Below are 23,215 nucleotides of genomic sequence, written 5' to 3'. Positions count from 1 at the left end.
GGGGTCGCGTCGGGCAATGGCAAGGGTCAGATCTTTGTGAAGGGTGAGGTCATCAAGACCGTGCCGGAGTCGAAGATCGTGGAGACCCTGATCGAAGAGGCGTTGAAGATCGCCGAGCAGATGGAGAAGGACGGTGTCTCCTCCGGTGAGCCCGAGGTCTCGGTGAGCTGACCTGCCCCGGACCGGCCCGCGCGGCCGGCACCGGGGTGACGGGTCCCGCGGCCACCGCCCCCAGGGCACCGGCCCGGGACCCGCTGCCTGCGGGCGCCGGGGAGGCCCCTGGGCTCCACAGGGCGCCAAACCGGCAGGTACAGTGCGGAGAATCAACAGACCGCATGATGAGGCCCCTCGTGTTGACGCAGACCACCACCCGGGTCCTCGACCCCGGCGAACTCGGCGCGGCGCTCGCCATTCTGGAGAGCGAGCCGGTCGCCAATGCCTTTGTGACCTCGCGCGTTCAGGCCGCCGGACTCGATCCCTGGCGGCTGGGCGGCGAGATGTGGGGCTGGTACGCGGACGGGCGGCTGCGTTCGCTCTGTTACTCCGGCGCCAATCTCGTCCCCATCTGCGCCACCCCCGAAGCCGTGCGCGCGTTCGCCGACCGCGGCCGCAGGACCGGCCGCCGCTGCTCCTCGATCGTCGGTCCCGCCGAGGCCACCGCCGAGCTGTGGCGGCTGCTGGAGCCCAGTTGGGGCCCGGCCCGCGAGGTCCGCGCCAACCAGCCGCTGATGGTCACCGAGCGGGTCCCCGCCACCGTCGCGCCCGACCCGCTGGTACGCCGGATCCGCAAGGACGAGCTGGAACTGATCATGCCGGCCTGCGTGGCGATGTTCACCGAGGAGGTCGGCATCTCGCCCCTCGCGGGCGACGGCGGACTGCTCTACCAGGCCCGTGTGGCCGAACTGGTCGGCGCGGGCCGCTCGTTCGCCCGGATCGAGGACGGCAGGGTCGTCTTCAAGGCCGAGATCGGCGCGGCCACCGCGCACGCCTGCCAGATCCAGGGCGTCTGGGTCGACCCCGAGTACCGCGGCCGGGGCCTCTCCGAGGCGGGCATGGCGGCCGTCGTCCGGTACGCGCTGGCGGATGTCGCCCCCGTGGTGAGCCTCTACGTCAACGACTACAACACCCCCGCCCGCGCCGCGTACCGCCGTGTCGGCTTCCGCGAGGTGGGCGCCTTTATGAGCGTGCTCTTCTGAAAGTAGGGTTCGGCTCATGCTGAGCATTCCCGGGGACGACCCCCGGACCCCCGGTGTACAGGTAGGGCCGGTCGATCTCGCCGCACGCGTCGACGAGGCGCTCGCGGTGCAGGCCCTCGCCTTCGGGCTCAGCGACGACGAGATCGGGGTGCGCCGCCACATCGTGCTCCGGCACCTCACCTACCCCGGCTGCCGCGCCCTCGGCGCGACCACCGGGGACGGCCGGCTCGTGGGGTTCGTGTACGGCCAGCCGAACGAGCGCGCCCACTGGTGGTCCACGGTCGTCGAACCCCATCTGCGCGCCACCGGCTCCGAGGGCTGGCTCGACGACTCCTTCGTGATCACCGAGCTGCATGTCCATCCCGGATTCCAGGCGCGGGGCATCGGCCGCGCGCTGATCACCTCCATCACGGACACCGCCGCGCAGCCGCGGTCGATCCTGTCCGCGATCGACACGGAGAGCCCGGCCCGGCGGCTGTACCGCGCCCTCGGGTACGAGGACCTGGCCCGCCAGGTCCACTTCCCCAGCGCACCCAAGCCGTACGCCGTGATGGGCGCCCCGCTCCCGCTGCGCCGGCCCCGCTGACACTTACTGATTTCCGCCCGCCGGTGCGGCCCGGCTAACCTCCAGAGCATCAGCCGAGAGAACGCAGGAGTACTCCCCATGTCCCAGGTCCAGCGCATGTCCCGTTTGATGGTCAAGACATTGCGCGACGACCCGGCGGACGCCGAGACCCTCAGCCACAAGCTGCTGGTCCGCGCCGGCTATGTCCGCCGCACGTCGGCCGGTATCTGGAGCTGGCTGCCGCTGGGCAAGAAGGTCCTCGACAACGTCTCGCGGGTCGTCCGCGAGGAGATGGACGCGATCGGCGCGCAGGAGGTGCTGCTGCCTGCGCTGCTGCCCCGGGAGCCGTACGAGGCGAGCGGACGCTGGGAGGAGTACGGCGACCTGCTGTTCCGCCTCAAGGACCGCAAGGGCGCGGACTACCTGCTGGGCCCGACGCACGAGGAGATCTTCACCCAGGTCGTCAAGGACCAGTGCACGTCCTACAAGGACCTGCCGGTGATGCTCTACCAGATCCAGACGAAGTACCGCGACGAGGCCCGGCCGCGCTCCGGCGTGCTGCGCGGGCGCGAGTTCCAGATGAAGGACTCGTACTCCTTCGACACCACGGACGAGGGCCTCGCCGAGTCCTACGCGCTGCACCGGGCGGCGTACCAGAAGATCTTCGCCAGGCTCGGCCTCGACTTCCGGATCGTCTCGGCGGTCTCCGGCGCGATGGGTGGTTCGGCCTCCGAGGAGTTCCTGGCACCGGCCGCGGCGGGCGAGGACACGTTCGTGGACTGCCCGGCGTGCGACTACGCGGCCAACACGGAGGCCGTGACCTTTGTCGCGCCGCCGGTCGAAAAGACCGGGCACGGGCCGGCCGAGGAGCTGGACACCCCCGACACCCCGACCATCGAGACGCTGGCCGCGTACCTCGGCGTGCCCGCCTCGGCCACCCTGAAGAACCTGCTCGTCAAGGTCGACGGCGAGATCACCGCGGTGGGCGTCCCCGGTGACCGGGAGGTCGACCTCGGCAAGCTCGGCGAGCATCTCGCGCCCGCCTTGGTGGAGCTGGTGACGGCCGAGGACTTCGAGGACCGGCCGGATCTCGTACGGGGCTATGTCGGCCCGCAGGGCCTCAAGATCCGCTACATCGCGGACCCCCGGGTGGCGCCCGGCACCGCCTGGATCACCGGGGCCAACAAGCCCGGTACCCACGCGCGCGACGTCGTGGCGGGACGGGACTTCGAGGTCGACGACTACCTGGACGTGGTCGTGGTCGAGGAGGGCGACCCGTGCCCCTCCTGCGGCACGGGCCTCAAGCTCGACCGTGCGATCGAGATCGGCCACATCTTCCAGCTCGGCCGCAAGTACGCCGACACCTTCCAGCTCGACGTGCTGGGCCAGCAGGGCAAGCCGGTGCGGGTGACCATGGGCTCGTACGGCATCGGCGTCTCCCGCGCGGTGGCGGCCCTGGCCGAGCAGACGGCCGACGAGCAGGGCCTGAGCTGGCCCCGTGAGATCGCCCCCGCGGACGTCCATGTGGTGGCCGCAGGCAAGGCGCTCCAGACGGAGCTGGCGCTGGACGTCTCCGAGCAGCTCGCGGCGGCCGGCCTGCGCGTACTGGTGGACGAGCGCCCCGGTGTCTCGCCCGGCGTGAAGTTCACCGACGCCGAACTGATCGGCGTCCCCCACATCCTGGTGGCGGGCCGCCGCTCCGCCGACGGTGTGGTGGAGCTGAAGGACCGCCGTACGGGCGAGCGCGAGGAGCTGACGGTCGCGGAGGCGATCGCCCGCCTCACCGCCTGACGGCTCCGGAGACCCCACGAGGCCCGCGCCACCGGCGCCGGGCCTCGTGGCGCGTCCCCAGACGTGTTCCTACAGCCAGCCGGCGAACTCCAGCAGCAGCTCCGCGGTCTGGCGGCGGCCCGCGGTCAGGGTGCGGACGCCCGCCTCCACCGCGCGGAAGAGGGTCCAGCCGCGCAGCCGCTCGCGGTCGAGGTCCAGGGAGTCGGCGAGTCGGTTGACGCGGCGGCGCGCCGACGAGGCGCCGGAGGACGCGGCCACCAGATCCTCCACCCGGTCGCGGGCCAGCCGGGCCAGATCGTAGGCGCGCTCGCCGACCAGCGGCTCAGGGCCCACGGCCAGCCACGGGGCGCGGTCGCCCGCGAGGACCTTGCCCTGGCGGAAGGCGCCGTGCAGCAGCAGCACCTCGTCGGCGGGTCCGGCGCAGAGTTCCTCGCGCGCCGCGAGAGCCGCGGAGACGAGCGGCGCCAGCGCCTCGTCGGACGTCGTCCGCAGCGCCGACGCCTGACGCGCCGACCTCTCGGCGACCGACTCGAAGCCGTGGTCCACGGGCGGGTCGACCCACAGCCGGCGCACCGTGCCCGCCGCTTCGAGGAGCGCCTTCGCCTCGGGGAGGGAACGCAGCGACACCTCGGGGTGCAGACGTTCCAGCAGCAGCTCGTCCCCGGCGGCATCGAGCAGTTCCACCGCTCCCCAGCCCTTCCAGTGCGCCAGGGCCGCGCGCTCCAGCGAAGGAGCGGCGAACGGCGGGGCGATCTTGAGCGCGGCGGGGGAGCCGTCGGGCCGGCGGCCGAGCACCACCAGACCGCTCCGGCCGCCCGGGGCCACCACCCGCTCGACGTCCAGCTCCCGCCGGCCGACCGCCTCCGCGGCGATCCCGGGCAGCTTTCCGAGCCAGTCGGCGGCGGCGTCCCCGTACGTCTCGCGGAGCGTGCGCACCAGACGCTGCGGCGGTTCGAAAGCCATACCCGCGTTGTTCCCTTTCAGAGCCCAAGGGCTCACGCGCGCTCGGCGAGCCCAGGAAAGGCTACGCCGCTGCTTCCGCGCCAGCGCACGGCGCGTACGGCCGCCTCCCGCAGCGCGCCCGCGGCCTCCCGGCGCAGCGGCCCCTCGGCCGCGCGGACGAGATCGGAGTAGACGTCCGCGATCCGGTCCTCCAGACCCGCGGCGAGCCGCACCGCGGCGGCGGCGTCCGGCACCGGGAACGGCAGGGCGTACGCGGCGGCGGACGCCGCCGGCCTGCCGCCCAGATCCCGCACGGTGCGCGCCAGCGCGTCACGGCGGGCCCGGTGCCCGGCGTGCGCGTCAGCGGCCTCGCGCCGCCGGGCCGCGCCGACGCGCCCGCCGACGACCCCGTATCCGTACACGGCGGCATGCTCCGCGGCGAGTGCGGCCTGCGCGGCGGCCAGCGCACCGGTGCTCACGAGCGGGATCCTTCCGTCAGCAGATAGGCGTGGGCGGCGCTCGCCGCGGCGAGCGAGGCCAGCAGCCGGGCCAGTTCGGGCGGCGCCTCCATCAGCGCGGCGGTGTGCGCGTCGGCGGTACGGCGCTCGGTGGCGGCCAGCGCGCGGAGCGCCTCGGCCGGATCGTCCGCGACAACCGGCGAGCCCTGGGCGGCGGTTCGGGGCGTAACGGGGGAGACGGCGGGTGACGGCCTCCCGGTGCTGGGCTTCGGGGACAGCGCGGACACATGCCGCGCCACGGCCGCGCGCAGCGGTGCGAGCTGCCCGCTCCGGTCCGGATGCCGCTTCAGCACCGCGTCGTACCGGACCAATAACTCCCGGCTGGTCGCGGCGGAACGCAGTCGCAGCGCGACCTCCGCACGGGCGGCGGCGCCCGCCGCGCCCCCGGACGCGCGCCCGTCCGCCGGGTCCGTCGAGCAGGCGGTCAGCAGACCGGCCGTCGCGGCGCTCGCGGCGATGAGCGCGTGTCTTCGTGTCTTCCCCGTGCGCCCCACGCGTCTCTCCTCGGGACTCTTGATGATCTTCGCAGGCGAGCGTACCCGCGGGTCACTCGCGGGTGGACGGCAACACCCCTTGGGACCGGATACCCTTTGATCTGACACACGACGATCCCACAACAGCACACGCGGCCGAGGAGTCACCCGGATGAGCACCACCCAGAGCGAAAGGCTCCGCGGACTGCTGGAACCGCTCGTCGCCGCGAAGGACCTGGATCTGGAAGAGATCGAGGTGTCCCGGGCGGGCAGGCGCCGTGTGCTGAGAGTCGTGGTGGATTCCGACGAGGGTGTGGACCTCGACGAGTGCGCCGAACTGAGCCGCGCCATCTCCGACAAGCTCGACGAGACGGACGCGATGGGCGAGGACGAGTACCAGCTCGAAGTCACCTCCCCGGGAGCCGAGCGCCCGCTGACCGAGCGCCGCCACTATCTGCGCGCCGTCGGCCGGCTGGCGAGGCTCCAACCGCACGAGGGCGGCGAGCTGGTGGCCCGCATCCTCGGTGTGGACGACGAGGGACTCGACCTCGAAGTGCCGGGCGTGAAGGGGCGCAAGCCCACCGCCCGCCGGATCGCCTTCACGGAGATCGCCAGGGCGCGCGTCGAGATCGAGTTCAACCGCAAGGACAAGAAGGAAGAGGAGGCGTAGCCGTGGACATCGATGTGAAGCTCCTGAAGGGCTTGGCACAAGAGAAGGAGATCCCCTTCGATCTGCTGGTCGAGGCGATCGAATCGGCCCTCCTCATCGCCTACCACCGCACGGACGGCAGCCGTCGGCACGCCCGGGTCGTGCTCAGCCGGGACAACGGTCATGTCACGGTGTGGGCCAAGGAGGACCCGGCCGATCTGGACGAGGGGCAGGAGCCCAAGGAGTTCGACGACACCCCGTCCGACTTCGGCCGGATCGCCGCGACCACGGCGCGCCAGGTCATCCAGCAGCGGCTGCGGGACGCGGAGAACGACGTCACCTTCGGTGAGTACGCCCGTCGCGAGGGCGATGTGGTCGCCGGGCTGGTCCAGCAGGGCAAGGACCCCAGGAACGTCCTCGTCCGGCTGGACGACAAGCTGGAGGCCATCCTGCCGGTGCAGGAACAGGTGCCGGGCGAGGAGTACACGCACGGTCTGCGGCTGCGCACCTATGTGGTCCGGGTCGCCAAGGGGGTGCGCGGTCCTTCGGTGACCCTGTCCCGTACCCACCCCAATCTGGTGAAGAAGCTCTTCGCGCTGGAGGTCCCGGAGATCGCGGACGGCTCCGTCGAGATCGCCGCGATCGCCCGTGAGGCCGGCCACCGCACCAAGATCGCCGTACGGTCCACCCGGTCCGGCCTCAACGCCAAGGGCGCCTGCATCGGCCCGATGGGCGGGCGGGTACGCAATGTCATGGCCGAGCTGCTCGGCGAGAAGATCGACATCGTCGACTGGTCGGACGACCCGGCCGAGATGGTGGCCAACGCGCTGTCGCCGGCCAGGGTCAGCAAGGTCGAGGTCGTCGACCTCGGTGCCCGCTCCGCGCGGGTGACCGTGCCGGACTACCAGCTCTCGCTGGCGATCGGCAAGGAAGGGCAGAACGCCCGCCTCGCCGCGCGGCTCACCGGCTGGCGCATCGACATCCGCCCGGACACGGAGCAGGCGGACGACGAGGGCGACCGCGACCGGAGCGGCGACCGCGCGGGTGACCGCGACCGCGGCGCGGCGCGCGGCAGCGACGTCCGTCGCGGCTGACACCGGCCGGAAATGACCGGCAGCGGCCTCCCCGGCACCCCCCGCGGGGGCCTCGCCGGATCCCGGAGCCGATCTTTTTGGCCAGCGAGTGTTCGAATCTTGCCCCGAACGGGTGAGGTCGGCGCGGGGAGGTAGACTTGAGCATGTCTGGCCGGACGAGCGACCGCGCCTGCCCTGAGCGAACCTGCGTGGGCTGCCGGGAGCAAGCGGCCAAGAGCGAACTGCTGCGCATCGTGGTGGTCGATGGACAATGTGTTCCCGATCAACGCGGTACGCTGCCCGGCCGGGGTGCGTATGTGCACCCCGCCTTGGTCTGTTTCGATCTGGCGGTCCGCCGCCGGGCGTTCCCCCGGGCCTTCCGGGTCCAGGGACCGCTCGACAGCGCGGAAGTGCGCCGGGTCGTTCAGGCAATCACAGAGCAGGCCGCACCGTAAGAAGAAGTACGGCACGGGACCCCGTGCGGTTCAGGTACCTCGCGAGTTGGAAGTAGGTCGAGATTGCGATGAGCACTCGATGAGTACGCGATGAGTACGCCCATGAAGTAGCGACGGTCCGGCGGTAACCCGGACCTAAAAGGAGCGAAGTGGCTAAGGTCCGGGTATACGAACTCGCCAAGGAGTTCGGCGTGGAGAGCAAGGTCGTCATGGCCAAGCTCCAAGAACTCGGTGAATTCGTCCGTTCGGCGTCCTCGACGATCGAGGCGCCGGTTGTACGCAAACTGACTGATGCTCTGCAGGGCCCCGGAGGCAATGGCGGCAAGTCCGCCGCCAAGCCCGGCGCCCCCCGCAAGGCGACCCCCGCCAGGCCCGCCGCGCCCTCTCCGGCGCAGGCGGCACGTCCCGCTGCCCCCAAGCCCGGTGTCCCGGCTCCCAAGCCGGCCGCCGCCGAGGCCCCCAAGAGCAGCACCCCCTCCACCGCGCCGAGCCCCGGGCCCCGTCCGGCCCCGGCGGCGCCGAAGCCCCCGGCCGCGCCGAAGCCCGCGCCCGCCGCGCCGTCCGTCCCGGAATTCACCGCGCCTCCGTCGGCCCCGGCCGCCGGTCCCCGGCCCGGTGCGACCCCCGGCCCGCGTCCGTCCAACCGTCCCACGGGCGGCCAGGGCGACCAGCGTCCCGGCGACCAGCGCCAGGGCGAGCAGCGTCAGGGTGACCAGCGCCAGGGCGGCCGCTCCGGCGGCGCGCGTCCCGGCCAGGCCCCGCGTCCCGGTGGCAGGCCCGCGGGCCCGCGTCCGGGCAACAACCCCTTCACCTCGGGTGGTTCCACCGGTATGGCGCGCCCGCAGGCGCCTCGTCCCGGCGGCGCCCCGCGTCCCGGTGGCCCCGGTGCCCCGGGCGGTGCGCGTCCGCAGGGCGCCGGCCAGGGCGGTCCCCGCCCCGGCGCCGGTGCCGGTGGTCCGGGTGGACGTCCCACTCCCGGCGGCATGCCGCGTCCGCAGGCTCCCCGCTCCGCGGGCGGCCCCGGCGGCGGCCCCGGTGGCAACCGTCCGAACCCGGGCATGATGCCGCAGCGTCCCGCGGCCGGTCCGCGTCCCGGTGGCGGCCCCGGCGGTGGCCGCGGTCCCGCGGGCGCCGGTCGTCCCGGTGGCGGCGGTGGCGGTCGTCCGGGTGGCGGCGGCGGCTTCGCTGGTCGTCCCGGTGGCGGTGGCGGCGGTGGCTTCGCCGGTCGTCCCGGTGGCGGCGGTGGCGGTGGCGCCCCCGGCCGTCCCGGTGGTGGCGGCGGCTTCGGTGGCGGCGGTGGCCGTCCCGGCTTCGGCGGACGTCCGGGTGGTCCCGGTGGCCGCGGTGGCACACAGGGCGCGTTCGGCCGTCCCGGCGGGCCCGCCCGTCGTGGCCGCAAGTCGAAGCGGCAGAGGCGCCAGGAGTACGAGGCCATGCAGGCCCCGTCGGTCGGCGGCGTGATGCTGCCTCGCGGCAACGGACAGACCGTCCGCCTGTCGCGCGGTGCGTCCCTCACCGACTTCGCGGAGAAGATCAACGCCAACCCGGCGTCGCTCGTCGCCGTGATGATGAACCTCGGCGAGATGGTCACTGCCACGCAGTCCGTCTCCGACGAGACCCTCCACCTGCTCGCCGGCGAGATGAACTACGTCGTCGAGATCGTCAGCCCGGAGGAGGAGGACCGCGAGCTTCTCGAGTCCTTCGACATCGAGTTCGGCGAGGACGAGGGCGGCGAGGAGTTCCTCGTGTCCCGTCCGCCGGTCGTCACCGTCATGGGTCACGTCGACCACGGTAAGACCAGGCTGCTGGACGCGATCCGCAAGACGAACGTCGTCGCGGGCGAGGCCGGCGGTATCACGCAGCACATCGGTGCGTACCAGGTCGCCACGGACGTCAACGGTGAAGAGCGCAGGATCACCTTCATCGACACCCCGGGTCACGAGGCGTTCACCGCCATGCGTGCCCGTGGTGCCAAGTCCACCGACATCGCGATCCTGGTGGTCGCGGCCAATGACGGTGTGATGCCGCAGACGATCGAGGCGCTCAACCACGCCAAGGCCGCGGACGTCCCGATCGTCGTCGCCGTCAACAAGATCGACGTCGAGGGCGCGGACCCGACCAAGGTGCGCGGTCAGCTCACCGAGTTCGGTCTCGTGGCCGAGGAGTACGGCGGCGACACCATGTTCGTCGACATCTCCGCCAAGCAGGGTCTGAACATCGACAGCCTGCTGGAGGCCGTGGTCCTCACCGCCGACGCCTCGCTCGACCTCCGGGCCAACCCGGAACAGGACGCGCAGGGTATCGCCATCGAGGCACACCTCGACCGCGGTCGCGGCGCCGTCGCCACCGTGCTCGTCCAGCGCGGCACGCTGCGCGTCGGTGACACGATGGTCGCCGGCGACGCGTACGGCCGAGTCCGGGCGATGCTCGACGACAACGGCAACAACGTCGATGTCGCCACCCCGTCGACGCCCGTCCTGGTCCTGGGTCTCACCAACGTCCCCGGTGCCGGCGACAACTTCCTGGTCGTCGACGAGGACCGCACCGCACGGCAGATCGCCGAGAAGCGTGCCGCCCGTGAGCGGAACGCGGCGTTCGCCCGCAGGGGCGTCCGGTTCTCCCTGGAGAATCTGGACGAGGCCCTCAAGGCCGGCCTGGTGCAGGAACTCAACCTCATCATCAAGGGCGACGCGTCCGGTTCGGTGGAGGCTCTCGAGTCCTCGCTGCTCCAGCTCGACGTCGGCGAAGAGGTCGACATCCGGGTCCTGCACCGCGGCGTGGGTGCCGTGACCGAGTCGGACATCGACCTGGCCATGGGCTCCGACGCCATCGTGATCGGCTTCAACGTGCGCGCCGCGGGGCGTGCCGCGCAGATGGCCGAGCGCGAAGGTGTGGACGTCCGGTACTACTCGGTCATCTACCAGGCGATCGAAGAGATCGAGTCGGCCCTCAAGGGCATGCTCAAGCCGGAGTACGAAGAGGTCGAGCTGGGTACGGCGGAGATCCGCGAGGTCTTCCGCTCGTCCAAGCTGGGCAACATCGCGGGTGTTCTCATCCGCTCCGGCGAGGTCAAGCGGAACACCAAGGCCCGGCTCATCCGCGATGGCAAGGTCATCGCGGAGGACCTCAACATCCAGGGTCTGCGCCGCTTCAAGGACGACGTCACCGAGATCCGCGAAGGCTTCGAGGGCGGTATCAACCTCGGAAACTTCAACGACATCAAGATCGACGACGTCATCGCGACCTACGAGATGCGCGAGAAGCCGCGCGGCTGACACGCGTGAACCGGTCCGGGGCCGGTCGACGGGAGATATTTCCGTCGATCGGCCCCGGCCGCTGCGTGTACGGTTCTTGTGTTCCTGCCAAGCGCTGGCAGGCGTCTGAACCCGTACCGGCGGGACATCCGGACACGCATGTATGTGGGGACGCTGTCCTTCGATCTGCTCCTCGGCGACGTACGGTCGTTGAAGGAGAAACGCTCCGTCGTCCGGCCGATCGTCGCCGAGCTCCAGCGTAAATACGCGGTGAGCGTGGCGGAGACCGGCGACCAGGACCTCCATCGCAGGACCGAGATCGGCCTGGCGGTGGTCTCCGGGGACTGGACGCATCTCACGGACGTACTCGACCGCTGCGAGCGCATGGTCGCCGGTCATCCCGAGGTGGAGCTGCTGTCCGTACGCCGACGGCTGTACGGCGACGAAGACTGACCTGCCAGACAAGAAACCCAGAAGGAAGAGTGACGGACCGGTGACCGACAACGCGCGGGCCCGCAAGTTGGCCGATCGCATCCAGGTCGTGGTCGCGGAGACCCTGGACCGCCGTATCAAAGACCCGCGACTGGGCTTTGTGACCATCACGGACGCCCGTGTCACCGGCGACCTGCGGGAGGCCACGGTCTTCTACACGGTCTACGGCGACGAAGAGGAGCGCGCGGCCTCCGCCGCGGCCCTGGAGAGCGCCAAGGGTGTCCTCCGCTCCGAGGTGGGCCGCCAGACCGGCGTCCGCTTCACGCCCTCCCTGGCGTTCGTCCCGGACGCCCTGCCCGACAACGCGCGCACCATAGAGGATCTCCTCGACAGGGCGCGCGCCAAGGACGCGGAGGTACGGGAGGTGTCGACCGGCAAGACGTACGCGGCCGGTGCCGACCCGTACCGCAAGGCCGAGGACGAAGCCGCCGACGACACGGACGGCGCCGCCGCGGAATGACTCAGCAGATCAGGACGCCCGACGGGCTTGTCATCGTGGACAAGCCGTCGGGCTTCACTTCGCACGACGTCGTCGCCAAGATGCGCGGGATCGCCAGGACCCGGCGCGTTGGCCACGCGGGCACACTCGACCCCATGGCGACGGGCGTTCTCGTCCTCGGCGTGGAGCGGGCCACCAAACTCCTCGGGCATCTCGCACTGACCGAGAAGGAGTACCTCGGCACCATCAGGCTCGGCCAGGACACCGTCACCGACGACGCGGAGGGGGAGATCACCTCCTCCACCGACGCGTCTGCGGTGAAGCGGGAGGCCATCGACGCCGGGATCGCCGCGCTGAGCGGCCCCATCATGCAGGTGCCGTCGAAGGTCAGCGCCATCAAGATCGACGGCAAGCGGTCGTACGCGCGGGTACGCGGCGGCGAGGAGTTCGAGATCCCGGCCCGGCCGGTGACCATCTCGTCCTTCCGGCTCTACGACGTCCGCGAGGCCGTCGCGGACGACGGCACCCCGGTCCTCGACCTGGTCGTCTCCGTCGTCTGCTCCTCCGGTACGTACATTCGCGCCCTCGCCCGTGACCTCGGCGCCGGGCTCGGCGTGGGCGGCCATCTCACCGCGCTGCGCAGGACCAGGGTCGGCCCGTACGCGCTGGACGCGGCGCGGACGCTCGACCAGCTCCAGGAGGAGCTGACCGTCATGCCCGTCGCGGACGCGGCGGCCGCGGCGTTCGCACGCTGGGACGTGGACGAGAAGCGGGCCAAGCTGCTGCTCAACGGCGTACGGCTCGACATGCCGTCGTACGACTCGGGGCCGGTCGCCGCGTTCGACCCCGAGGGCCGCTTCCTGGCCCTCGTCGAGGAACAGCACGGGAAGGCCAAGAGCCTCGCCGTCTTCGGCTGAGGCCGGCTCTACCGTGGAGCGGCCGGCCCGGCCCGCCGGACCGGCCGCTCCACGGCCCCCTCCCCCCGGAAAGGTCTGTCCGCCCCGGCCCCGTCATGCACCCCTCCGGGTACGCGCTCAGGGTGCACAGAGGGTGCGATGGGGGGCGCATTCGCCGCTGAGCCCGTTACCGGCCGGTTCGGCGAGCCCGGTGCCGATGCGGGACGAGGACGCCGGGCATGGCAGTCTTAGAGCTGCGTAACCGGCAATGACGTACACAGTTTCGGGCGAGGAGCGGTCACAGTGCAGCGCTGGCGTGGTTTGGAGGACATCCCCCAGGACTGGGGGCGCAGCGTCGTCACCATCGGCTCCTACGACGGGGTGCACCGCGGGCACCAGCTCATCATCGGACGCGCCGTGGAGCGGGCACGGGAGCTGGGCGTCGCGTCGGTCGTCGTGACCTTCGACCCGCACCCCAGCGAGGTCGTACGGCCCGGCAGCCACCCGCCGCTGCTCGCGCCGCACCACCGGCGCGCCGAGCTGATGGCGGACCTGGGTGTGGACGCGCTGCTGATCCTGCCGTTCACCGTCGAGTTCTCGAAGCTGTCACCGGCCGACTTCATTGTGAAGGTGCTGGTCGACAAGTTGCACGCCCGCGCGGTGATCGAGGGCCCGAACTTCCGCTTCGGCCACAGGGCGGCGGGCAATGTCGCGGTCCTGGCCGAGCTGGGCGCGACCTACGACTACGACGTCGAGGTCGTCGACCTCTATGTGACCGGCGAGGCGGGCGGCGGCGAGCCGTTCTCCTCGACACTGACCCGGAGGCTGGTCGCCGAGGGTGATGTCGCGGGCGCCGCCGAGATCCTCGGACGGCCGCACCGCGTCGAGGGCGTGGTGGTGCGCGGCGCCCAGCGCGGACGTGAACTCGGCTACCCGACGGCCAATGTGGAGTGCCTGCCGCACACGGCGATCCCGGCGGACGGCGTGTACGCGGGCTGGCTCACGGCCGGCGGCGAACGCATGCCGGCGGCGATCTCGGTCGGCACGAACCCGCAGTTCGAGGGCACGGAACGGACGGTGGAGGCGTACGCGATCGACCGGGTCGGACTGGACCTGTACGGGCTCCATGTGAGCGTGGACTTCCTGTCGTACGTCCGCGGGCAGCAGAAGTTCGAGTCCATCGAGGCGCTGCTGGAAGCGATCGCTGACGACGTCAAGTGCTCACGGGCACTGACGGAGGAGTACGACGCCCGCTGACGCCTTCGGCGGGGGTCCGCGGGCCCGCGCGGGCGGTCCGGCAATCCAGGGGTGACGCCTGTCGGGCGCCACAAGACACGCTCGACATCCTGAACGCCCCTCACCCCCGGGACCCCCGCCGGACGGCGCCCCTCACCCCCGTCCACCCAATGGCACGCCACCTGCGTCCACCCAATGGCACGCCACTTGCGTCGCGTCGCCTCCCGTCAGCACCGGCAGCGGGGCCGTGCGGCACCGCTCCGCGACCCCCGCTCGCTCCGCCTCGCCCGAGGCCAGGACCTGGCACCGCGCGTGGAAGCGGCAGCCGTCCGGGATGCGGGAGGGGTCCGGGGGCTCGCCCGTGAGGACGACGGGCTCGCCGTGCGACTCCGGGAGGACCGACAACAGCGCCTGGGTGTAGGGGTGCCGGGGGTTCGTCAGCACCTCCTCGACCGGTCCCGTCTCCACCACGCGGCCCAGGTACATCACCGCCACCCGGTCCGCGATGTTCCAGGCGAGACCCAGGTCGTGCGTCACCACCAGCGCGGACAGGCCGAGTTCGTCGCGCAGCGACAGCAGCAGCGCCAGGATCTCGCCCCGTACCGACGCGTCGAGGGACGCCACCGGTTCGTCGGCGACGATCAGTTCGGGCCGCAGGACGAGCGCGCCCGCGATGACGACTCGCTGGCGCTGGCCGCCGGACAGCTCATGCGGGTAGCGCAGGAAGAACCGCTCAGGGGGGCGCAGCCCGGCCCGGGACAGCGCCTCGGCGACGGCCTCGCGTTCGTCGCCCGGGTAGCCGTGGATCCGGAGGCCCTCGGCCACCGCGTCGTACACCGTGTGGCGAGGATTGAGCGAGCCGCTCGGATCCTGGAGCACAAGCTGGACGCGCTTGCGGTACGCCTTGAGGGAGCGCGAGCCGTATCCCAGTGGCCGCCCGGCGAAGGTGACGCCGCCCGCCGTGGGCGGCACCAGGCCGAGCAGGGTGCGCGCCAGCGTGGTCTTGCCGCAGCCGGACTCGCCGACCAGCGCGACGATCTCCCCGGCGCCGATGTCGAGGTCGACGCCGTCGACCGCCCGGGCCGGCGGTGCGCCGCGGCGCCCGGGGAAGGTGACGTTCAGCCCGGTGGCCGAGAGCAGCGGGGCCGAGGGCGAAGGTGTGGTGGTCATGGGTGGCTCCTGGGAGGCGGCCGGAGTACGGGGCGGGACGGCGTCGGCTGTCATGACCGCTCGGCCGCCGACTGCGCCGGGAGCGTGGCGCCCACCCGTACACAGGCCGCCCGCCGGCCGGGCCCCGCGTTCCGCAGCGGCTGGTCCTCGTGCGAGCAGACGTCGAGCGCGACCGGGCAGCGCGGATGGAACGTACAGCCGGACGGCAGTGCCGACGGGTCCGGCGGATCGCCGGGCAGTCCGCGCGGGGCGCGGCGCGACGCGGCGTCCCCGATGCGCGGGAAGGCGGCGGAGAGCGCGCGGCCGTAGGGGTGTTGCGCCGCCTGGTACACCTCGCGCGCCGGGCCCTCCTCGACGATCCGGCCCGCGTACATCACCGCGAGCCGGTCGCAGGTGTCGGAGAGCACCGCGAGGTCGTGGCTGATCATCAGCAGACTGATGTCCTGCTCCGCCACCAACCCCTCGATCAGCCGCAGGATCTGCGCCTGGATCATCACATCCAGCGCGGTGGTCGGCTCGTCGGCGACGATCAGTCGGGGATCACAGGCGAGCGCCATCGCGATCATCACGCGCTGGCGCTGGCCGCCGGAGAGCTCATGCGGATAGGCGTCGGCGCGACCGGCCGGCAGCCCGACCTGTTCCAGCAGTTCGACGGCGCGCCTGCGGGCGGCCGCCGGGGTGGTCCGGCGGTGCAGCAGGACCGGCTCGGCGATCTGGTCGCCGATCCGGTGCACGGCGTTGAGCGAGTGCATCGCGCCCTGGAAGACGATCGACGCCCCGGCCCACCGGACGGCCCTGAGCCGGCCCCACTTCATGGTGAGGACGTCCTCACCGTCGAGCAGGATCTCGCCGGACAGCTTGGCCGTGGGCGGCAGCAGCCGGAGCAGCGCCAGTGCCAGCGTGGACTTGCCGCAGCCCGATTCGCCGGCGACCCCGAGCTTCTGGCCCGATTCGACGGCCAGGCTCACTCCCCGCACGGCGGGGACGGCCGACGCGCCGGAGCCATAGGTCACCTGGAGGTCCTTGATCTCCAGCAGGCTGGATCGTGCTGTCGACGTGGTCAACGGGAGCCCCCCAGCTTCGGGTTGAGCACGGCCTCGATCGCGCGCCCGCAGAGCGTGAAGGCGAGGGCGACCAGCGCGATCGCGATACCGGGCGGTGCCAGGTACCACCAGTGTCCTGAGGAGACCGCGCCGGCCTCACGCGCGTCCTGGAGCATGCCGCCCCAGGAGATGACGGTCGGGTCGCCGAGGCCGAGGAAGGCGAGCGTCGCCTCCGTCAGAATCGCGTTGGAGATGCCGAGTGTTGTCTGCGCGAGCACCAGCGGCATCACATTGGGCAGCACATGGCGGGTCATGATGTGGCCGTGCCCGCCGCCGAGGGCCCGGGCGCGCTCGATGTACGGCCGGGACTCGACGGCGATCGTCTGCGCGCGTACCAGCCGCGCCGTCGTCGGCCAGCTCGTGACGCCGATCGCGAGGATCACGGTCCAGACGGAGCGGGACATGACCGTCGCCAGCACGATGGCGAGCACGAGCGTCGGCATCACCAGGAACCAGTCGGTGATCCGCATGATCACCGTGGCGAACCAGCCTCCGTAGTGGCCGGCGATCACGCCCACCAGGGTGCCGATGGCGACCGACAGCGCGGCGGCCAGCAGCCCCACGGTCAGCGAGATCCGGGAGCCCCAGACCAGCAGGCCCAGCAGCGACCGGCCGAACTGGTCGGTGCCGAGCGGGAAGGCGCCGCTGGGCGAGTCCAGGGCCGTGCCCGGCGCGTTGGTCACGCTCTGCGCGTCGCTGCCGGCGAGCAGCGGGGCGGCGAGGGCGATCAGCCCGATCAGGGTGAGCCCGACGAGGCCGAGGAGGCCGGAACGGTGGGTGCGGTACTGCTTCCAGAAGCGGACCACCGAGCCGCGCCGGCGGGCCCGGGCCAGCGAGGAGGCGGAGGGCGGCGGCCCGGCCGGTGAGGCGGGCGGGGTCTTCGCGAGTGTCATCGGCCCACCCGGGGATCGAGCAGCGGATAGAGCAGGTCGGCGAGGAGGTTCATCAGGATCATCGCGCCGGCGAAGACGACGAACAGCCCCTGGACGAGCGGCAGATCGGGCACGCTCAGCGCCTGGTAGAAGAGTCCGCCGAGCCCGGGCCAGGAGAAGACCGTCTCGACGAGGATCGAACCGGCCGCCACATGGCCCAGATTGATGAAGACCATGGTGACCGTGGGCAGCAGCGCGTTGGGCACGGCGTGGCGGCGGCGTACGAGATCGTCCCGCAGCCCCTTGGCCCGGGCCGTCGTCAGATAGTCGCTGCCCATCTCGTCCAGCAGCGAGGACCGCATGACGAGGAGCGTCTGGGCGTATCCGACCGCGACCAGTGTCACCACCGGCAGCACCATGTGGTGCGCCACGTCGAGGACATACCCGAAGCCGGCCGAGTCGCCCGATTCCATGCCGCCGGTGGGAAACATGCCCGGGACCGGGCCGATGCCCACGGAGAAGACGATGATCAGCAGCAGGCCGAGCCAGAAGGACGGGACGGACCACAGCGTCAGCGCCACGCCGGTGTTGAGCCGGTCGCCGAGGCCGCCGTTGTGCCAGGCGGAACGGGTGCCGAGCCAGAGGCCGAGGGCCGAGTAGATCACCACGGCGACGCCCGTGAGCAGCAGTGTCGCGGGCAGCTTCTCGGCGATCAGCTCGCCGACCGGCGTGCGGAACTGGTACGAGGTGCCGAGGTCGCCGGTCAGCGCGCCGGCGCAGTAGTCGGTGAACTGCTGCCACAGCGGCAGATCCAGGCCGAACTGCTTGCGCAGCGTGGCCAGTTGCTCCGCCGACGTCGGCACTCCGTGGGTCATGGCCTTGACCGGGTCACCGGGGATGATCCGGAAGAGGAAGAAGCTGGTGACGAGGACGGCGAGCAGGGACACGACCGCGCCGCCGAGCTTGCCCGCCACATAGAGCGGATACGCGGTCCTGGTACCGGCCGGGGAGCCGGACGGCCCGGTCCGCACCGGGCCGTCGGCGGCGTCCCGCGTCACACCGGGGGTGCTGGCGGTGCTCATGGTCTATTCACGGTCTTCCGCGGTGGAACGGCGACGCATCATGAGGAAGAGTCCGACGGCGGCGGCGAGCACCACGACGGCCCCGATTCCGATGACCACGCCGGTCGAGGACGAGCTGTCGGAGCCGCCTCCGTCATCCGCCGGAACCGCGGACCACCAGCTCCAGTAGCCGTCCTGGCCCCAGAGGTTGCCGGCGGCCTCCGGCATCGTCGTGATGGACTTGATCTGGTCGGTACGGTACGCCTCGACCGCGTTCGGGTACGCCATGACATTCATGTACCCGGTGTCGTACAGCCGTGATTCCATCTGCTTGACCAGCTCCGCGCGTTTGGCGGGGTCGTACTCCGCCAACTGCTTCGCGTAGAGGTCGTCGTACTGCTTGTCGCAGATGAAGTTGTCCGTGGCGCCGGTGTCCTTCGGGGTGGCGGGCAGCGAACCGCACGTGTGGATGGAGAGGACATAGTCGGGGTCCGGATTGACGGACCAGCCGTCGAAGGCCAGGTCGTAGTCGCCGGCGAGCCAGGGGTCGGAGACATTGTCGAGGCAGTCGACCTTCAGCCCGATGCCGAGCGCGCCCCACCACTCCTGGAGATACTTGCCGATGGCCTTGTCGTTCGGATCCGTGGCATGACAGAGGATGCGGAAGTCGAGCGGCTTGCCGTCCTTCCCGACGCGCTTGCCGCTGCCGTTCTTCCGGTATCCGGCCCGGTCGAGGGTCCGGGCCGCCGCGGCGGGGTCGTACGCGATCCTCTGGCTGTCCGAGGGCTGCCAGAAGTAACTGCCGAAGCGGGGCGGGATATAGCCCTGGCCCTCCACGGCGTGGCCCTGGAAGACCTTGTCGATGACGGTCTTGCGATCGACGGCCTGGAAGAGGGCCTTGCGGACCGCCGGGTCGAGCAGCGCCTGATGGCCGTTGCCGAACTTCTCGCCGTCCTTCGACCGGGCGCCGGGGTTGGTGGCGAGAGCGTAGAAGCGGCGCCCCGGCGCGTCGTTGACCTTTATCCCGTCGGTGCTCTTCAGCGCGGCGGCCTGCGCCGGGGTGAGGTTGGGCACGAAGGACACCTCGCCCTTCCGCAGCGCGGCCACCGCGGCGTCCCCGTCCTTGTAGTACTTGAAGACCAGCTCGTCGAACTTGGGCGCGCCGCGCCAGAAGCCCTTGTTCGGCTTGAGCTTGATGTACTGGTCGACCTTGAAGTCGGTGATGACGAACGGGCCGTTGCCGACGATCGGGAACTGCTTGTCGTTGGTGAATTTGGAGAAGTCGTCCACCTTCTCCCAGATGTGCTTGGGCACGATCGGCACATCGAGCGCCACCATCGTCGCCTGCGGCTTCTTCAGCTCGACGACCAGCGTCCTCGGGTCGGGAGCCGTGACCTTCTTGAAGTTCGACGTGAAACTGCCGTTGGCGGTGGCGGCGTTCTCGTCCGTCATCATCTTGTTGAAGGTCCAGGCCGCGTCCTCCGCGGTGGCCTTCCGGCCGTCGGACCAGGTGGAGTCGTCCCGGATGGTGAAGGTCCAGGTCAGCTTGGACGGGGAGGGCTTCCAGGCGGTGGCGAAGCCCGGGACCGTATGGGCGTCCTTGGGGTCGTAGTTGGTGAGGTACTCGTACGACAGCCGCAGGATGCTGGTACTGACCAATGACTGTGCCAGGAACGGGCTGAGGGAGTCGACGCTCTGACTGACGGCGACGGTGAGGACCTTCTTGCCGTCGTCGGCGGCCTGGGCCTGCTGGGGTGCGGGGAGCAGCGGGCTGAACGGGATCACGGTCCCTGTGACCAGCGCGGCGGAGGCGGCGCCGGAGGCCAGGAGCAGCCGGAGACGGGGGAGTCGCCGGGCGGAGCGGCGTGGTGTGGGTGGGGGAGCGCTTTCGACCATGGGGCGGTGACCTCGTGTCATCAGTGGGACGGAGAAGCCGGGCTGATTCTGGCCAACTGGTGAAGCGAAGGTTTATCAGCGGTGGTCCGGCCCCGTCAACGGCCCCTCAAACCCCGTGTGGTCTGCGGGAATGCGCTGAGGGCCCGCCCCGTGAACACGGTGCGGACCCTCATTGGTCTCAACCTCTGACGCCTTACTGCTGAGGCGCTGGCGGAGGCCCTTGCGGCGGCCATCCGCCCGGTGGGACCGGACCTCTCAGATCGGGCTGGTCCTGCCGCGGATGGGCCGGCGGCTGTCCATGGGGTCCCCGCTGGTCGGCGTGGCCCGGCTGGGCCGGATAGCCCGGCTGACCGGGCGGGAGGGCCGCCGGGGGCTGCGGCGGGGAGGACGGCTGCTGCCAGCCCTGCTGCCCGCCGGCGCCCGGCTGTTGCTGCGGCGGATAGGGATACTGCGGGGGCCCCTGCTGCGGGTACTGCGGATACGGGTACTGCTGGGGCGGGTACGGCTGCCCCTGCGCCGGGTACCCCTGCGGCGGATACCCCTGCGCCTGCTGGCCCTGGCCGCCGGGCATCGGCGGCATGAGATGCGGCGGTGGATTGCCGTCCGCGGTCCACAGCCCCTGCGCCTGCTGGGCCCGCGAGAAGTCCTCGGCGACCAGCGCGGAGAGATGGAAGTACGCCTCACGCGTCTTGGGCCGCATCATGTCGAGGTCGACCTCGGCGCCGGCCGCGAGGTGTTCGTCGAACGGCACCACGACCACTCCGCGGCAGCGTGTCTCGAAGTGCTGCACGATGTCGTCCACCTTGATCATCTTTCCGGTCTCGCGGACCCCGGAGATGACCGTGAGGGACCGCTGCACCAGATCGGCGTACCCGTGTGCGGACAGCCAGTCCAGCGTCGTCGAGGCGCTGCTCGCACCGTCCACGGACGGCGTCGAGATGATGATCAACTGGTCGGCGAGGTCCAGTACTCCGCGCATCGCGCTGTAGAGCAGACCGGTGCCCGAGTCCGTGAGGATGATCGGATACTGCTTGCCCAGGACGTCGATCGCCCGCCGGTAGTCCTCGTCGTTGAACGACGTGGAGACCGCCGGGTCCACATCATTGGCGATGATCTCCAGCCCGGACGGCGCCTGCGAGGTGAACCGGCGGATGTCCATATAGCTGTTGAGATACGGGATCGCCTGGACCAGGTCCCGGATGGTCGCCCCGGTCTCCCGCCGCACCCGGCGCCCGAGCGTGCCCGCGTCCGGGTTGGCGTCGATCGCCAGGATCTTGTCCTGCCGTTCGGTGGCCAGGGTGGAGCCCAGCGCGGTGGTCGTCGTGGTCTTGCCGACACCGCCCTTGAGACTGATGACCGCGATCCGGTAGCAGGAGAGCACCGGCGTGCGGATCAGATCGAGCTTGCGCCGGCGCTCGGCCTCGGCGGCCTTCCCGCCGATCTTGAAGCGCGAGTTGCCGGACGGATTGCGGCTGCTCCTCGGCTTCTGCTTGTTGTTGCGCAGCAGGCGGTCGGAGGACAGTTCCACGGCGGCCGTGTAGCCGAGCGGCGCGCCCGGTACGGAGCGCTCGCGGTGGTCGTGCGCGACGGGCGAGGGCCAGGCGGCGCCGGTACGCGGGTCCACCGGCGGCGCGGCGGCCTCGGGCTGTGGCTGCGCCTGCTGGGCGGGGAGGTTGGGCGTGCCGGGCAAGGGCGGATACGGCACCTGCGGAGGCAGCGCCGCGGGCACGTCGGCGCCCGGCCGGCCGTACTGCCCCTGCTGCGGGAAGCCGTAACCGCCGCCCGGCGCGGGATGACCGGGCTGGACGGCCGGGGGCTGCGGCGCGGGCGGGTACGGGTGTCCCCCCTGCTGGGGAAAGCCGTAACCCGGCGGCGGGGGAGGGGTGTTCGGCCCCGGGACGGCGGGCGGGAGCGGCGCGCCGGGACCGGGCTGCCCCGGGTGTCCCGGCTGCTCCGGCCGGCCTCCCTGCTGCGGGAAGCCGTAGCCGCTTCCGGGCGGTTGCGCCGGGCGGACGTCCGGCAGCGGCGGAGGGCTCCCCGGCCCCGGCTGCTGCGGGGCGGGGGCCTCGGCGGCCCGCGACGGTACGGGCCACTGGGGCGCGGCCGGCTGGAAGGCGGGCGGCAGCGGCGGCAGCGCGGAGTCCTGCGGCGCGGGGGCTCCCGGAGACCAGGGCGCGGGGGCCGGGGGAGCGTCCCCCGGTGCGTCGGCGGGCGCGGCGTCCGTGAGCGCGCCCACGGCTCCGGAGCCCGCCGGATTGCCGGGGCCGGGCTCCGCGCTCTCCCGTCCGTCCTCGGGGGCCGGGTCGGGGCCGGAGGCGGCCTCGGGGGCGTCGTGGTCGGTCTCGTGGTCCGTGTCGGTCTCGGGGTCGGTGTCCTCGGCGGTGTCGGCCCGCTCGGGGACAGCGGCCTCCGGTGCGTCCGGCGCCCCTGCGGCGTCCGTACGGTCGCCGGACCCGGCGCCGCCGGCGTCCTCGGCGGGCCGGGGCAAAGCGGAAGCGCTCGCGTCGGCCGCTCCCTCGGGGCCGGCGGGCCGCACGGTCTCCGGGTCCTTCGCCGCCTCGCGCTCCGCGATCTCCCGCTTGAGCGCCGCCGGGGAGAAGCGCATCGTCGCGCCGCTCTCCAGATCGCCGCCGCCGAACGGCTCACCGGACCTGGGGCCGGCGGCGCCGACAACCGGCGGAGCCGCGTCCGGAGTCGGCGCGGGCGCGGGATCGTCGTCAGCGGCGGGACGGGGCGCGGGCGCAGCGGCCTCCGTCCGCGGTGACGGCTGCCCCGGCGCCCAGTGGGGCTCGAAACCGCTGCCCGCGGCCAGCCCCGGTACGGCGACGGGCGCGCCGTCGGGCGGCGGCGGGGAGTTCGTGAAGGGGGGTGCGGCCGACGCACCTCCACCGGACGCGTCCCCCGGCGCGTTCTGCGTGTACCAGGCGGGCGGGGTGTAGTCGATGGTGAACTCACCCGTCAGCTCGGGTTCCGCGTCGGACTGATCGTCCACGGGCGGCCGGCTCCAGCCCCCGCGGATCTCGTCCCGATCGCCGTTCACTTTGCCTCCTGGTGTGGTCGAGCACCCTTGTGCCGTGGTGGGTGGGGGCGACCGGAGCTCTGCGCCCGGTCCGCCCGGCTCTCCCCTTACGACG

General features: G+C 71.9%; 20 protein-coding genes and 1 pseudogene. 12 read left to right on the top strand and 9 right to left on the bottom strand.

The genetic code is table 11. The features are described from left to right. From ABZ707_RS31855 to ABZ707_RS31840, 4 genes and pseudogenes are all read left to right on the top strand, one after another. A pseudogene (locus ABZ707_RS31855) lies at positions 1-171 on the top strand (4-hydroxy-3-methylbut-2-en-1-yl diphosphate synthase); the annotation flags it as partial. Positions 172-335: 164 nt separating this feature from the next. Continuing rightward, positions 336-1,196, top strand: a complete 861-nt coding sequence (locus tag ABZ707_RS31850) for a GNAT family N-acetyltransferase (RefSeq protein ID WP_360181855.1) — start codon at positions 336-338, stop codon at positions 1,194-1,196. A 16-nt stretch (positions 1,197-1,212) separates the two neighbouring features. After that, positions 1,213-1,782 (top strand): GNAT family N-acetyltransferase, encoded by a 570-nt coding sequence (locus ABZ707_RS31845; RefSeq protein WP_360181852.1) that lies wholly within the window; start codon positions 1,213-1,215, stop codon positions 1,780-1,782. A gap of 78 nt (positions 1,783-1,860) precedes the next feature. Continuing rightward, positions 1,861-3,552: a proline--tRNA ligase gene (locus ABZ707_RS31840; RefSeq protein WP_360181849.1), complete on the top strand. Its 1,692-nt coding sequence runs from the start codon at positions 1,861-1,863 to the stop codon at positions 3,550-3,552. Positions 3,553-3,621: 69 nt separating this feature from the next. Here the strand turns inward: ABZ707_RS31840 and ABZ707_RS31835 are convergent, their stop codons facing one another. From ABZ707_RS31835 to ABZ707_RS31825, 3 genes are read right to left on the bottom strand one after another with little or no spacing between them, the layout of a single operon-like run. Beyond that, complete coding sequence (locus tag ABZ707_RS31835) at positions 3,622-4,515, bottom strand: aminoglycoside phosphotransferase family protein (RefSeq protein ID WP_360181846.1); 894 nt, start codon at positions 4,513-4,515, stop codon at positions 3,622-3,624. A 32-nt stretch (positions 4,516-4,547) separates the two neighbouring features. Further along, positions 4,548-4,973, bottom strand: coding sequence for a DUF4439 domain-containing protein (locus ABZ707_RS31830; RefSeq protein WP_360181843.1), 426 nt, complete (start codon positions 4,971-4,973; stop codon positions 4,548-4,550). Continuing rightward, complete coding sequence (locus ABZ707_RS31825) at positions 4,970-5,506, bottom strand: hypothetical protein (RefSeq protein WP_360181840.1); 537 nt, start codon at positions 5,504-5,506, stop codon at positions 4,970-4,972. The genes ABZ707_RS31830 and ABZ707_RS31825 overlap by 4 nt, the downstream gene beginning before the upstream one ends. 151 nt (positions 5,507-5,657) lie before the next feature. On the opposite strand from ABZ707_RS31825, the gene rimP reads away from it, so the two are divergent. The 8 genes from rimP to ABZ707_RS31785 all read left to right on the top strand — a co-directional run bounded on the left by rimP (position 5,658) and on the right by ABZ707_RS31785 (position 14,000). Beyond that, positions 5,658-6,155 (top strand): ribosome maturation factor RimP, encoded by a 498-nt coding sequence (gene rimP / locus ABZ707_RS31820; RefSeq protein WP_360181837.1) that lies wholly within the window; start codon positions 5,658-5,660, stop codon positions 6,153-6,155. A 2-nt stretch (positions 6,156-6,157) separates the two neighbouring features. Next, a complete protein-coding gene (gene nusA / locus ABZ707_RS31815; protein ID WP_360181834.1) occupies positions 6,158-7,228 on the top strand; it encodes a transcription termination factor NusA in 1,071 nt (356 codons plus the stop codon). Positions 7,229-7,371: 143 nt separating this feature from the next. Then, positions 7,372-7,662, top strand: a complete 291-nt coding sequence (locus ABZ707_RS31810; RefSeq protein ID WP_360181858.1) for a YlxR family protein — start codon at positions 7,372-7,374, stop codon at positions 7,660-7,662. Between the two features lie 149 nt (positions 7,663-7,811). Beyond that, a complete protein-coding gene (gene infB, locus ABZ707_RS31805; protein ID WP_360181831.1) occupies positions 7,812-10,937 on the top strand; it encodes a translation initiation factor IF-2 in 3,126 nt (1,041 codons plus the stop codon). Between the two features lie 138 nt (positions 10,938-11,075). Then, complete coding sequence (locus ABZ707_RS31800; protein ID WP_360181829.1) at positions 11,076-11,369, top strand: DUF503 domain-containing protein; 294 nt, start codon at positions 11,076-11,078, stop codon at positions 11,367-11,369. 40 nt (positions 11,370-11,409) lie between these two features. After that, positions 11,410-11,868, top strand: coding sequence for a 30S ribosome-binding factor RbfA (gene rbfA / locus ABZ707_RS31795; RefSeq protein WP_360181827.1), 459 nt, complete (start codon positions 11,410-11,412; stop codon positions 11,866-11,868). Further along, entirely contained in the window at positions 11,865-12,764 is a 900-nt protein-coding gene (gene truB / locus ABZ707_RS31790; RefSeq protein ID WP_360181824.1) for a tRNA pseudouridine(55) synthase TruB, read from the top strand. Before rbfA ends, truB begins: the two co-directional genes overlap by 4 nt. Positions 12,765-13,046: 282 nt before the next feature. Next, complete coding sequence (locus ABZ707_RS31785) at positions 13,047-14,000, top strand: bifunctional riboflavin kinase/FAD synthetase (protein WP_360181821.1); 954 nt, start codon at positions 13,047-13,049, stop codon at positions 13,998-14,000. Between the two features lie 132 nt (positions 14,001-14,132). Here ABZ707_RS31785 and ABZ707_RS31780 read toward each other — a convergent pair whose 3' ends face one another. The 6 genes from ABZ707_RS31780 to ABZ707_RS31755 all read right to left on the bottom strand — a co-directional run bounded on the left by ABZ707_RS31780 (position 14,133) and on the right by ABZ707_RS31755 (position 23,121). After that, a complete protein-coding gene (locus tag ABZ707_RS31780; protein ID WP_360181819.1) occupies positions 14,133-15,149 on the bottom strand; it encodes an ABC transporter ATP-binding protein in 1,017 nt (338 codons plus the stop codon). A 50-nt stretch (positions 15,150-15,199) separates the two neighbouring features. Next, a complete protein-coding gene (locus ABZ707_RS31775; RefSeq protein ID WP_360181816.1) occupies positions 15,200-16,213 on the bottom strand; it encodes an ABC transporter ATP-binding protein in 1,014 nt (337 codons plus the stop codon). Then, the gene (locus ABZ707_RS31770) at positions 16,210-17,145 is read right to left on the bottom strand and encodes an ABC transporter permease (protein WP_360181813.1); all 936 of its coding nucleotides are present in this window, start codon (positions 17,143-17,145) and stop codon (positions 16,210-16,212) included. Before ABZ707_RS31770 ends, ABZ707_RS31775 begins: the two co-directional genes overlap by 4 nt. Next, positions 17,142-18,206, bottom strand: a complete 1,065-nt coding sequence (locus ABZ707_RS31765) for an ABC transporter permease (RefSeq protein WP_360181810.1) — start codon at positions 18,204-18,206, stop codon at positions 17,142-17,144. Before ABZ707_RS31765 ends, ABZ707_RS31770 begins: the two co-directional genes overlap by 4 nt. Before the next feature lie 3 nt (positions 18,207-18,209). After that, entirely contained in the window at positions 18,210-20,081 is a 1,872-nt protein-coding gene (locus tag ABZ707_RS31760) for an ABC transporter substrate-binding protein (RefSeq protein WP_360181807.1), read from the bottom strand. A 193-nt stretch (positions 20,082-20,274) separates the two neighbouring features. Continuing rightward, on the bottom strand, positions 20,275-23,121 hold the full coding sequence (locus ABZ707_RS31755) for an SCO5717 family growth-regulating ATPase (protein WP_360181804.1): 2,847 nt from the start codon (positions 23,119-23,121) through the stop codon (positions 20,275-20,277). Between the last annotated feature and the right edge of the window lie 94 nt (positions 23,122-23,215).

Origin of the sequence: Streptomyces sp. NPDC006923 (genome assembly GCF_040635655.1) — a bacterium.
GTDB lineage: Bacteria > Actinomycetota > Actinomycetes > Streptomycetales > Streptomycetaceae > Streptomyces.
The sequence above is the reverse complement of the archived record's forward strand: the minus strand, read 5'-3'. Positions and strand labels throughout refer to the sequence as shown.